The 11601-nt window shown below is 72.6% G+C and carries 9 protein-coding genes; 4 read left to right on the top strand and 5 right to left on the bottom strand.

Annotated elements, in window-relative coordinates; genetic code table 11:
* Positions 1-9: 9 nt before the first annotated feature.
* On the top strand, positions 10-2307 hold the full coding sequence (gene glgB / locus CCN29_RS31365; protein WP_442538589.1) for a 1,4-alpha-glucan branching enzyme: 2298 nt from the start codon (positions 10-12) through the stop codon (positions 2305-2307).
* Between the two features lie 34 nt (positions 2308-2341).
* On the opposite strand, the gene CCN29_RS31360 is transcribed toward glgB, so the two are convergent.
* The 4 genes from CCN29_RS31360 to CCN29_RS31345 all read right to left on the bottom strand — a co-directional run bounded on the left by CCN29_RS31360 (position 2342) and on the right by CCN29_RS31345 (position 7095).
* The gene (locus CCN29_RS31360) at positions 2342-4573 is read right to left on the bottom strand and encodes a HelD family protein (protein WP_242781497.1); all 2232 of its coding nucleotides are present in this window, start codon (positions 4571-4573) and stop codon (positions 2342-2344) included.
* Positions 4574-4744: 171 nt separating this feature from the next.
* On the bottom strand, positions 4745-5068 hold the full coding sequence (locus CCN29_RS31355) for a thioredoxin family protein (RefSeq protein WP_006130220.1): 324 nt from the start codon (positions 5066-5068) through the stop codon (positions 4745-4747).
* On the bottom strand, positions 5065-5493 hold the full coding sequence (locus CCN29_RS31350; RefSeq protein WP_086685918.1) for a MerR family transcriptional regulator: 429 nt from the start codon (positions 5491-5493) through the stop codon (positions 5065-5067). The genes CCN29_RS31355 and CCN29_RS31350 overlap by 4 nt, the downstream gene beginning before the upstream one ends.
* A gap of 207 nt (positions 5494-5700) precedes the next feature.
* Positions 5701-7095 carry a cation:dicarboxylate symporter family transporter gene (locus tag CCN29_RS31345; RefSeq protein ID WP_086685916.1) on the bottom strand — a complete coding sequence of 465 codons (1395 nt, stop codon included), beginning with the start codon at positions 7093-7095 and terminating at the stop codon, positions 5701-5703.
* A 155-nt stretch (positions 7096-7250) separates the two neighbouring features.
* Between CCN29_RS31345 and CCN29_RS31340 the strand changes: the two genes are divergently transcribed.
* The 3 genes from CCN29_RS31340 to CCN29_RS31330 all read left to right on the top strand — a co-directional run bounded on the left by CCN29_RS31340 (position 7251) and on the right by CCN29_RS31330 (position 11413).
* Positions 7251-9200, top strand: a complete 1950-nt coding sequence (locus CCN29_RS31340) for a sensor histidine kinase (RefSeq protein WP_086685914.1) — start codon at positions 7251-7253, stop codon at positions 9198-9200.
* The gene (locus tag CCN29_RS31335; protein ID WP_086685912.1) at positions 9197-9889 is read left to right on the top strand and encodes a response regulator; all 693 of its coding nucleotides are present in this window, start codon (positions 9197-9199) and stop codon (positions 9887-9889) included. Before CCN29_RS31340 ends, CCN29_RS31335 begins: the two co-directional genes overlap by 4 nt.
* A 132-nt stretch (positions 9890-10021) precedes the next feature.
* Positions 10022-11413, top strand: coding sequence for an extracellular solute-binding protein (locus tag CCN29_RS31330; RefSeq protein WP_086685910.1), 1392 nt, complete (start codon positions 10022-10024; stop codon positions 11411-11413).
* Here CCN29_RS31330 and CCN29_RS31325 read toward each other — a convergent pair.
* The coding region (locus CCN29_RS31325; RefSeq protein WP_143661428.1) for a hypothetical protein at positions 11362-11601 on the bottom strand (240 nt) is incomplete at its 5' end. The genes CCN29_RS31330 and CCN29_RS31325 overlap by 52 nt on opposite strands.

Below are 11601 nucleotides of genomic sequence, written 5' to 3'. Positions count from 1 at the left end.
GCGGCACGGGTGGGCGCGGGCGGCACGACGCGAGGCGCCGCGCGTGCAGCATCGGAGGCGGCCTCGGCACCGGTGCCGGAAAACTCCCCGCAGCTCACCCCGCCGGAGGCGGAGCTCGCCGTGTCCCCCGCCGTCGGCTCCGACGACCGCGCCCGCCTGCTGCACGGCACGCACCACGCCCCCCACTCCGTGCTGGGCGCACACCCCGTCCCCGGCGGCGTGGCCTTCCGCGCGTTCCGCCCGTACGCGCGGTCGGTGACCGTGGTGTCCGGCGGCGTGACCGTCGCCCTGCACGACGACGGCGACGGCTTCTTCTCGGGGCTGCTGCCGCTGCGCGAGGTCCCGGCGTACCGGCTGCGCGTCGCGTACGAGGGGACGGAGCTGGAGACGGAGGACGCGTACCGCTTCCTGCCCACGCTCGGCGAGCTGGACCTGCATCTGATCGGCGAGGGCCGGCACGAGCAGCTGTGGACGGTGCTGGGCGCGCACCCGATGACCCATCAGGGCGTCACCGGCACCCGTTTCTCGGTGTGGGCGCCGAACGCCCAGGGCGTGCGGGTCGCGGGCTCGTTCAACTTCTGGGACGGCACCGGCTTCCCGATGCGCTCGCTGGGCGCGACCGGGGTGTGGGAGCTGTTCGTGCCGGGGATCGGCGAGGGCGAGCTGTACAAGTTCGAGATCACCCGCCCCGACGGCTCGAAGACGCTGCGCGCCGATCCGATGGCCCGCCGCACCGAGGTGCCCCCGGCCACCTCGTCGATCGTCACGTCGTCGGCGTACGAGTGGGGCGACGCGGAGTGGCTGGAGCGGCGGGCGGAGGTGCCCGCGCACCGGGCGCCGTTCTCGGTGTACGAGGTGCATCTGCCGTCCTGGCGGCCGGGGCTCACCTACCGCGAGCTCGCCGAGGTGCTGCCCGCGTACGTGACGGACATGGGCTTCACGCATGTCGAGCTGATGCCGGTCGCCGAGCACCCGTACGGGCCGTCCTGGGGCTACCAGGTCACCGGCTTCTACGCGCCCACGGCCCGGCTCGGCACCCCGGACGACTTCAAGTACCTGGTGGACGCCCTGCACCGGGCCGGGATCGGCGTGATCATGGACTGGGTGCCGGCGCACTTCCCGCGCGACGAGTGGGCGCTGGCCGAGTTCGACGGCCGCCCGCTGTACGAGCACTCCGATCCGCTGCGCGCCGCGCACCCCGACTGGGGCACCCTGGAGTTCGACTTCGGGCGCCGCGAGGTGCGCAACTTCCTGGTGGCCAACGCCCTGTACTGGTGCGAGGAGTTCCACATCGACGGGCTGCGGGTGGACGCCGTCGCCTCGATGCTCTACCTGGACTACTCGCGCGAGCCGGGCCAGTGGACGCCGAACGAGCACGGCGGCCGGGAGAACCTGGACGCGGTGGCGTTCCTCCAGGAGATGAACGCGACCGTGTACCGCAGGGTGCCGGGGGTCGTGACGATCGCGGAGGAGTCCACCGCCTGGGACGGCGTCACCCGGGCCACCCACCACAAGGGCCCCAGCGGCTTCGGGGGCCTGGGCTTCGGGCTGAAGTGGAACATGGGATGGATGCACGACTCGCTGGAGTACATGAGCCACGAGCCGGTGCACCGCAAGTTCCACCACGGCGAGATGACCTTCTCGATGGTGTACGCGTACAGCGAGAACTACGTGCTGCCGATCTCCCACGACGAGGTGGTGCACGGCAAGCGGTCCCTGGTGTCGAAGATGCCCGGCGACTGGTGGCGGCAGCGCGCCGACCTGCGCGCCTACCTGGGCTTCATGTGGGCCCACCCCGGCAAGCAGCTGCTGTTCATGGGCCAGGAGTTCGCGCAGGGCGCGGAGTGGTCGGAGGCGCACGGCCCGGACTGGTGGCTGCTCGACCCGCACTACGGCGCGGAGGCCGACCACCGGGGTGTGCGGGACCTGGTGCGCGACCTCAACACCGTGTACCGGGCCACCCCGGCGCTGTGGCAGTACGACACCGAGCCCGCCGGGTTCCGCTGGGTGACCGGGGACGCCGCCGACGACAACGTGCTGGCTTTCCTGCGGTACGACGCCGACGGCTCGCCGCTGCTCGCGGTGTCGCACTTCGCGCCCGTGGTGCGGCACGACTACCGCATCGGCGTCCCGGACGACGTGCCCGCCTGGCACGAGGTCCTGAACACCGACGCGGCCCGCTACGGCGGCGGCGGCGTGGCGGGCCCCGACCCGGTGAAGCCGGAGCCGCAGGGCCGGCACGGCCTGCCGGCGAGCATCCGGCTGACCCTGCCGCCCCTGGCGACGGTGTGGCTGCGCCCGGCCTGACGGCGGGCGCGTGGGTTGACGGCGGGCGCGCCGGTTACGCGAGCGCCCTGGCCAGCGGCTCCGGGAGCGGCTCGGTGTGCAGCACGCCGAGCCGCTGGGTGGCGCGGGTGAGCGCCACGTACAGGTCGCTGGTGCCGTAGCGGCCCGGCTCGACCACCAGGACCGAGTCGAACTCCAGGCCCTTCGCCTGGCGCGGGTCGAGCAGCACCACCTGGTGGGTGAGGTCCGGTTCGGCGCCGGCCGTCACCCCGTCCAGGCGGGCGGCCAGGGCGCGGTGCAGCTCGCGCGGGGCGATGACGGCGAGGCGGCCCTCCTCGGGGGTGAGTTCCGCGACCGCGTCGGCGGTGGCGGCGGGCAGGTCCGCGGTGGCGCGGGCCCACGGCTTCACGCCCGTGGCGCGTACCGAGCTGGGCGGCTCGAAGCCGGGGTGCGCGGCGCGCACCACCTCGGCGGCGACCTCCATGATCTCCGCGGGGGTGCGGTAGTTGACGCCGAGCCGGTGGTGCTCCCAGCGGTCCTCGACGTAGGGGGCGAGGATGCCCTCCCAGGAGCCGACACCACCCGCCTCGGAGGTCTGAGCCGGGTCTCCGACCAGGGTCATCGAGCGGGTGGGGCTGCGCCGCATCAGCAGCCGCCACGCCATCGGGGACAGCTCCTGCGCCTCGTCGACGATGATGTGGCCGAACGCCCAGGTGCGGTCGGCGGCGGCGCGTTCGGCGGCGCTGCGGTGGTCCTCCTCCTCGTGCCGTTCGGCGAACCGCTCGGCGTCGATGATGTCGTGCGCGGAGAGCACCTCGGAGGACTCCGGGTCGTCCTCCTCCTTGTCCTCGAACTCGAAGGTGCGGGAGGCGTAGGAGACGTCCAGCACGCCCTGCGCGTAGGCGATCTGCCGCTGCCGCTCGCGGTCGGCGCGCTCCCGCGCGAGCCGGTCGTCCTCGCCGAGGAGCTCCGCGGCCTCGTCCAGCAGCGGCACGTCGGAGACGGTCCAGTGCTGGGTGACGGGGCGGCGGACGGCGGCGGCGTCCTCGTCGGAGAGGTAGCCCTCCGGGGCGGCGAGGAAGTCCGCGACCAGCCGCTGCGGGGTGATCCGCGGCCACAGCTGGTCGATCGCGGACCACACCTCGGGGTTCTCGGCGAGCTCGTCGCGGATCTGGGTGATGTCGCTCGGGTCGAGCAGGTTGGACCCGTCGAACGGGTCGGTGCCGATGCGTTCGGCGAGCATGTCGGTGAGCGTGTTGAGGATGTGCCCCTCGAAGTGCTCGCGGGCCACGTTGTGCGGCAGCCGCGTGGCGCGGGTGCGTTCCCGGGCGACGTTCACCAGGCCGTCGTCGAGCATCAGGACCTCGCGGTCGTGCTCGATCGCGATGACCGGGTCGGGCAGCGCCTGCCGGTCGCGGACGTACTCGGCGAGCACGTCGGCCATGTCGGCCCGTCCCTTGACGGCCGCGGCCCGCGGGGTGTCCGTGCGGGTCGTCCGCACGCCGGGGAACAGCTCGCCGACGGTCGCGAGGAGCACGCCGGTCTCGCCGAGGCTGGGCAGCACCTCGCCGATGTAGCCGAGGAACGCCGGGTTGGGTCCGACGATCAGGACGGCGCGGCGGGCCAGCAGTTCGCGGTGCTCGTAGAGCAGGAACGCGGCGCGGTGCAGGGCGACGGCGGTCTTGCCGGTGCCAGGGCCGCCCTCGACCACCATGACGCCCCGGTGCGGGGCGCGGATGACACGGTCCTGGTCGGCCTGGATGGTGCGGACGATGTCGCCCATGCGGCCGGTGCGCGCGGAGTTCAGCGCGGCCAGCAGCACGGCGTCGCCGGTGGGGTCCTCGTGGCCGGTGCGGGTCTCGTCGCCGAGGTCGAGGATCTCGTCGTGCAGGTGGGTGACGCGGCGGCCCTCGGTGGCGATGTGCCGGCGGCGGCGCAGCCCCATCGGGGTGTGGCCGGTGGCCAGGTAGAACGGGCGCGCCACTCCGGCCCGCCAGTCGATGAGGACCGGGGTGCGCTCCTCGTCGTCGGCGCGCAGGCCGATGCGGCCGATGTGGTGGGTCTGCCCGGAGGCGAGGTCGATGCGGCCGAAGCAGAGGGAGCCGTCCACCGCGTTCAGCGCGGCGAGCAGCCCGGACCGCTCGGCGACCAGGATGTCCCGCTCCAGCCGGGCCTGCCGGGGGGTGTGGCCCTGGGCGAGGGCGTCCGCCACACCGGTCTCGGCGTCGCCCCGCAGGACGTCCACCCGTGCGTACAGTCCGTCGATGAATTCCTGTTCGTGCCGCAATTCATCGTCCGGAAATTCGGTGTTTGACAATTCAGCTCCCGCCCGGATATACTGTGCTCACTGGACTTCTTCGCGACTTCTTTCAACGAAGGCGTGAATCAACGAATATACGCAAGGAAAACCCCCGGGCGCAATTGCCCGGGGGTTTTCTCGTCTCCACGTGGAGGCGGCTCAGAGCACGTCGCGCAGCTCCTCCCGCAGTCGCCGCCCCGGCCGCGCGCCGACCATGGACCGCAGCGGCTCCCCGTCGCGGAACACCATGAACGTCGGCATGGACAGCACCTTGTACGCGTTGGTCGTGGCCGCATTGCGGTCCACGTTCAGCTGCACGACCTTCAGCCGGCCCTCCTCCGCCGCGGCCAGCTCACGCAGCACCGGCGCCATCTGCCGGCACGGCGGGCACCAGTCCGCGGTGAACTCCACCAGCACCGGAAGCCCGGAGCCGAGCACCTCCTCCGCGAAATCCGCGTCCGTCACCTCGGGCACGCCGCTCATCGCGGTCCCCCTCCCAGTTCGCACTCCGGTTCCGGACCTCCCGGGACCGCCGCCTCGGCTGCCAGCGCCGCGCTGGCCGCCTCCGCCCGCGCCAGCTGCCGCCCCACCGTCTCCCGTACGGCCCCCAGCTCGGCGATGAGCGTGTCGAGCTCGTCGAGCTTGCGCCGGTAGACCTGGAGCGAGGCGGGGCAGGAGTCGCCCTCGGGGTGCCCGGCCCGCAGGCACTCCACGAACGGCCGGGTCTCCTCCAGACCGAACCCGAAGTCCTGGAGCGTGCGGATCTGCCGCAGCAGCCTCAGGTCGGACTCGTCGTAGGTCCGGTAGCCGTTCCCGGACCTGCGTGCGGGCAGCAGCCCGCGGGACTCGTAGTACCGCAGCGTCCGCGTCGTGGTCCCGGCGCGTGCGGCCAGCTCGCCGATTCGCATACGGACGAACGTAAGCCTTGACCTCGGCGTCAAGGCAAGGGCGGGACGACGAGGGCAGGGAACGGCGAAGCCGGGCGGCCGGACTCACGGGGGAGGAGTCCGGCCGCCCGGCGGGAGGCCCTGTCAGGGGGGTGGGCCTCCGGGACCGGCCGGCCGGGGCGACGGGGGTGCGACCCGGCCGGCCGGAGTGAAGGGCGCCTGCCCGGGTCAGGCCTTGGCGAGTTCCTTCTCGCCGCCCGGCTCGGACGCCTGGGCGTCGTCGTCCCGGCCGGCGCCGTCGCCGTGGTCGTCCAGCAGCGTGCGCTCGTCGAAGGGGGCGCGTCCGGCCAGCACCTCGGCGACCCGCTCCTTGTCGATCTCCTTCGTCCAGGTGCCGATGAGCACCGTGGCGATGGCGTTGCCGGCGAAGTTGGTCAGCGCGCGGGCCTCGCTCATGAAGCGGTCGATGCCGACGATCAGGCCGATGCCGTCCACCAGGGCGGGCTTGTGCGACTGCAGACCGCCGGCCAGGGTCGCGAGGCCCGCGCCGGTGACGCCGGCGGCGCCCTTCGAGGCGACCAGCAGGAACAGCAGCAGCGGGATCTGCTCGCCGACCGACATCGGCGTGCCCATGGCGTCGGCGATGAACAGCGAGGCCATGGTCATGTAGATCATGGTGCCGTCGAGGTTGAAGGAGTAGCCGGTCGGGACGGTGATGCCGACCACCGGCTTGCTGACGCCCAGGTGCTCCATCTTCGCGATGAGCCGCGGCAGCGCGGACTCGGAGGAGGAGGTGGACAGGATCAGCAGGAACTCACGGCCCAGGTACTTGAACAGGGTCCACACGTTCAGACCCGCGACGATCCGCAGCATCGTGCCGAGCACCACGAAGATGAACAGCACACAGGTGACGTAGAAGCCGAGCATCAGCACCGCGAGGCTCTTCAGCGCGTCCACGCCCGCCGAGCCGGTGACCGCGGCCATCGCGCCGAACGCGCCGACCGGGGCCGCCCACATGATCATGGCGAGAATGCGGAAGACCAGCCGCTGGATGTGCTCGATGCCGCGCAGGACCGGCCGGCCCGCGTTGCCCATGGCCTGGAGGGCGAAGCCGGCCAGCAGGGCGATCAGCAGGGTCTGGAGCACCTCGCCCTGGGTGAAGGCGGACACGATGGTGGTCGGGATGATGCCGAGCAGGAACTCGGTGGTGTCCTTGGCCTCCGCGTCGATCTGCGCGTGGCCGGTCTCCTTGACCGCGTCGGTGATCGCGAGGCCGGAACCCGGCTCCAGGATGTTGCCGACGAGCAGGCCGATGGCGAGCGCCACGACCGACATGACCATGAAGTAGCCGAGCGCGATGCCGCCCACCGCGCCGACCTTGGCGGCCTTCCGCACGGACCCGATGCCCAGCACGATGGTGCAGAAGATGATCGGCGAGATCATCATCTTGATCAGGTTCACGAAGCCGGTGCCGATCGGCTTCAACTCGACCGCGAAGTCCGGCGCGATCAGGCCGACGGCGATGCCGAGGGCGACCGCGATGATCACCGCGATGTAGAGATAGTGCGTGCGGTCCCGCTTGGCCTCGGGTGCGGCAGGTGCCGTATCGGCGGTGCTGGTCACGGCGGCCCTCCTTGACGTCGTCGTCGGCATCACCGGCGTGCGGCTCACGTCCGGGGGATGGTTCGGGGGAACGCGGTGACTATGTCGCGCCTTGTGAGCGCGGTCACCCTTCCGTTCATTTAGTTCACCGCCGAGACGCGAGGCAGACTGGCTGAATGCGTATCCCCCTCCCCGGGCCCCGCAGCCTCGCGGGGCAGCTCTTCGCCATGCAGGCCGTGCTGCTCACGGTCGTCGTGGCCGGATACGCCCTGGCCACGTATCTGAGCAACCGCTCCGAGGCCGAGCAGGCCGCGGGACGGCAGGCGACCTCGGTGGCCCTCTCGGTGGCCGACTCGCCGTCGGTGCGGGAGGCGATCCGCTCGTCCGACCCGTCGGCGCGGCTCCAGCCGTACGCGGTGGCGGTGGTGCGCGACACCGACGTCGACTTCGTGACGATCATGGATCCGCGGGGCATCCGCTGGACCCACCCCGACCCGGACCAGATCGGCCTGCCCTTCCAGGGGCACACGGAGCCGGCGCTCCAGGGCCGCACCTTCACCGAGACCTACACCGGCACGCTCGGTCCGTCCGTGCGCGCCGTGACCCCGGTGCGGGACGGGGACCGGATCGTCGGCCTGGTCAGCGCGGGCATACGGGTCGAGGAGATCGGCCGGCGCGTGCAGGAGCAGCTCACCGCGCTGCTGGTGGTCGCGGGCGGCGCGCTCGGGCTCGGCGCGATCGGCACGTACGTGATCAACGCGCGGCTGCGCCGGCACACGCACGGGATGAACGCGGCCGAGCTCAGCCACATGCACGACTACCATCAGGCCGCGCTGCACGCCGTGCGCGAGGGTCTGCTGATGCTGGACGGGCAGTACAGGGTGGCGCTGATCAACGACGGCGGCCGTGAGCTGCTCGGGGTGGACCAGGAGGAGGACGTGGTGGGCCGGTCGGTCGCGGAGCTGGGTCTGCCCGCCCCGCTGACGGGCGCGCTGCTCGCCTCCGAGCCCCGGGTCGACGAGGTGCACCTGACGGCCGACCGGGTGCTGGTGGTGAACACCTCCCCGGTCACCGGCGGCGAGCGGCGCGGCTCGGTGGTGACGCTGCGGGACGTGACCGAGCTGCAGTCGCTGATGGGCGAGCTGGACTCGGAGCGGGGCTTCACGCACGCGCTGCGGTCCCAGGCGCACGAGGCGGCCAACCGGCTGCACACCGTGGTGTCGCTGATCGAGCTGGGCCGCGCCGAGGAGGCCGTGGAGTTCGCCACCGCCGAGCTGGAGCTGGCGCAGGCGCTCACCGACCAGGTGGTGGCGGCGGTGAGCGAGCCGGTGCTGGCGGCGCTGCTGCTGGGCAAGACCGCGCAGGCCAACGAGCGGGGCGTGGAGCTGGTGGTGTCCGCGGACAGCCGGCTGGACGACGGCCTGCTGCCGGACGCGCTGCCCTCCCGTGACCTGGTGACCATCCTCGGCAACCTGATCGACAACGCGGTGGACGCGGCGCAGGGCGGGGTGCGGCCGCGGGTGACGGTGACCGCGCGGACCGAGCTGACCGAGCTGACCGAGGGGGACGGCTCGAAGCTGGTCCTGCGGGTCGGCGACACCGGTCCCGGCGTCGACCCGGACCGCGCCGAGGAGCTGTTCCGGCTCGGCTACTCCACCAAGCCGTCCGGCCCGGGCGGCCGGGGACTCGGCCTCGCCCTGGTCCGGCAGGCGGTGTCCCGGCACGGCGGCACCCTCACGGTGACCTCCGGCGAGGACGGCGGCGCCGTGTTCGACGTGCGGGTCCCGCTGCGGGGGGCGGCGGGGGCGGTGGTGAACGGCGACGTGGGCGATGCGGGTGCGGGCGGTGCGGGCGGTGCGAGCAGCACGGCTGCGGACGGCACGGGCGGTGCGGGCGGTGCGGGTGCGGGCGGCACGGGCACGGACGGCGCGGGCGGCACGACCGCGAACGGCGCGGACGGTCCGGGCGGCACGACCGCGAACGGCGCGGACGGCGCAAGCGGCGCAAGCGGCGCAGGCGCGAACGGTACGGGCAGCGCGGACGGCACGGGCAGCGCGGCTGCGGGCGGCGCGGGCCCGGACGGCGTGGACGATGCTGCCGTGAACGGCGTGGGCGGCGCCCGATGAGCGGGCGGCCCGGGCAGCCGATCAGAGTGCTGGTCGTCGAGGACGACCCGGTCGCCGCCGACGCGCACGTGATGTACGTCGGGCGGGTGCCCGGCTTCGTCGCCGTCGGCAAGGCGCACACCGGGGCCCAGGCCCGCCGGGTGCTCGACCGCACCCCCGTCGACCTGCTGCTTCTCGACCTGCACCTGCCGGACGTGCACGGGCTCCAGCTGGCCCGCTCGCTGCGGGCGGCCGGCCATCACGCCGACGTGATCGCGGTGACCTCGGCCCGTGACCTGGCGGTGGTGCGCGAGGGGGTGTCCCTGGGCGTCGTCCAGTACGTGCTGAAGCCGTTCACGTTCGCGACGCTGCGCGACCGGCTGGTGCGGTACGCCGAGTTCCGTGCGGCGGCCGGCGAGGCGAGCGGCCAGGACGAGGTCGACCGCGCCCTGGCGGCCCTGCGCGCCCCCGGCCCGGCCGCGCTGCCGAAGGGCCTCAGCGGTCCCACCCTGGAACGCGTCTCCACGGCCCTGCGTGACGCCCCCGAGGGCCTGACCGCGACGGGTGTCGCGGAGGCGGTCGGCATCTCCCGCATCACGGCCCGCCGTTACCTGGAGCACCTCGTCGACTCCGGCTGCGCGGCCCGCCGCCCCCAGTACGGCACGGTGGGACGGCCGGAACTCCAGTACCGGTGGGTGTCCGGACCCTGAGGCTCACGAAGCCTTCACCGCCCCCGGCGGTTCCCCCTGCGCACGTCCATTGACCTGACTAGACCACTCAACTTACGTTCGCCAGGCAGCCGTCCAGGCCACAGTGTCGTGTGCCCGTAGGAGGTCGTGCCCGTGCGCCCCACCGCCGCTCGCTCCCGCACCACCGCCCGTCCGACCGCGTTCGTCGCCCTCTGCGCCGCCGCCCCGCTGCTGCTGACCGCCTGCGGCGGCGGATCCGGAGGCGACCCGGACACGCTGAAGGTGTCGTTCAAGCAGTCCACGGACAACTCCGTGAAGGTGATGGACACCTATCTCGCGGACATCAAGAAGCAGTTCGAGAAGGCCAACCCCGGCAAGAAGGTGGAGCTCGTCCCCATCAAGGCGCCGGACGCCGAGTACTACACCAAGCTCCAGCAGATGCTCCGCTCCCCCAGGACCGCGCCCGACCTGGTGTACGAGGACACCTTCCTCATCAACTCCGACATCATCAGCGGGTACTTGAAGCCGCTCGACCCCTATCTCGCCGGATGGAAGGACTGGGACCGGTTCATCGACACCGCCAAGGCCGCGGCGAAGGGCGAGGACGGGAAGACGTACGGCGTCCCGGACGGCACGGACACGCGGGGGCTGTGGTTCAGCAAGGACGTCTTCGCGAAGGCAGGGCTGCCCGCGAACTGGCAGCCGCGGACCTGGGAGGACGTCCTCGACGCCGCCCGCACCGTCAAGGAGAAGGTGCCCGGCGTCATCCCGCTGAACGTCTACACCGGCAAGCCGGTCGGCGAGGCGGCCACCATGCAGACCTTCGAGATGCTGTTGTACGGCACCGGTGACGGCACGTCCGACCCGCTGTACGACAAGACCACGAAGAAGTGGGTCACGGCCGGCCAGGGCTTCCGGGACGCCCTGACCTTCGTCGAGACCGTCTACAAGGAGAAGCTCGGGCCCGACGTCGCCGACGCCCTCGACCCCAACGTGGGCACCAGGGTGCGCGGCGAGTGGCTGCCGCAGGGCAAGCTCGCCATCGCGCTGGACGGTTCCTGGCTGCCGCAGGACTGGCTGGAGGGCAGCGGCCACGAGTGGCCCGAGTGGTCCAAGGAGCTGGGGCTCGCGGCGATGCCCACCCAGCACGGGCAGGCGCCCGGCAAGGTGAGCATGTCGGGCGGCTGGACCTGGTCGATCCCCGCGAAGGCGGCCAACCCCGACCTGGCCTTCGAGTTCGTGAAGACGATGCAGACCAAGACCAACGCGCAGAAGTGGTACGTCGCCAACTCCGGCATCGCCGTGCGCGAGGACGTCGCCGCGGACCCGGCGTACACGGCGGCGCAGCCCGGCATCCGGTTCTTCACCGACCTGGTGGAGCACACCCACTACCGGCCCGCGTACCCGGCGTACCCGAAGGTGTCGACCGCCGTCCAGGAGGCGATGGAAGCCGTGACCACGGGTGACGCGTCCGTGGAGGAGGCCGCGCGGGGCTACGACGAGGCGCTGCGCGACGCCGCCGACGGCCAGGTCACCTCCAGGTGAGCGGCGACGGGACGCGCCGATGACCGCCGCCGCACCGCACGCGGGCCCGGACCTCGCGAAGACCCCGGGTCCGCCCGCCGCCTCCCCGCCCCCGGCGGGCCGTCCTCGCGCACGGCGATGCCGGAGTTGGCGACGTACCACTTCTGCGCGTTGGTCTTGGTCTGCATCGTCTTCACGAACTCGAAGGC

It is taken from the genome of Streptomyces pseudogriseolus, assembly GCA_002154585.1.
Lineage (GTDB): Bacteria > Actinomycetota > Actinomycetes > Streptomycetales > Streptomycetaceae > Streptomyces > Streptomyces pseudogriseolus.
Note: the sequence above shows the minus strand (reverse complement) of the source record. Positions and strands in the feature narration are given on the sequence as shown.

Excerpts from the sequence above, each read along its gene's own strand:
- CCN29_RS31355 (WP_006130220.1), bottom strand. The coding sequence starts at position 5,068 with ATGAGCGGCGTGCCCGAGGTGACGGACGCGGATTTCGCGGAGGAGGTG.
- CCN29_RS31350 (WP_086685918.1), bottom strand. The coding sequence starts at position 5,493 with ATGCGAATCGGCGAGCTGGCCGCACGCGCCGGGACCACGACGCGGACG.
- CCN29_RS31340 (WP_086685914.1), top strand. The coding sequence starts at position 7,251 with ATGCGTATCCCCCTCCCCGGGCCCCGCAGCCTCGCGGGGCAGCTCTTC.
- CCN29_RS31335 (WP_086685912.1), top strand. The coding sequence starts at position 9,197 with ATGAGCGGGCGGCCCGGGCAGCCGATCAGAGTGCTGGTCGTCGAGGAC.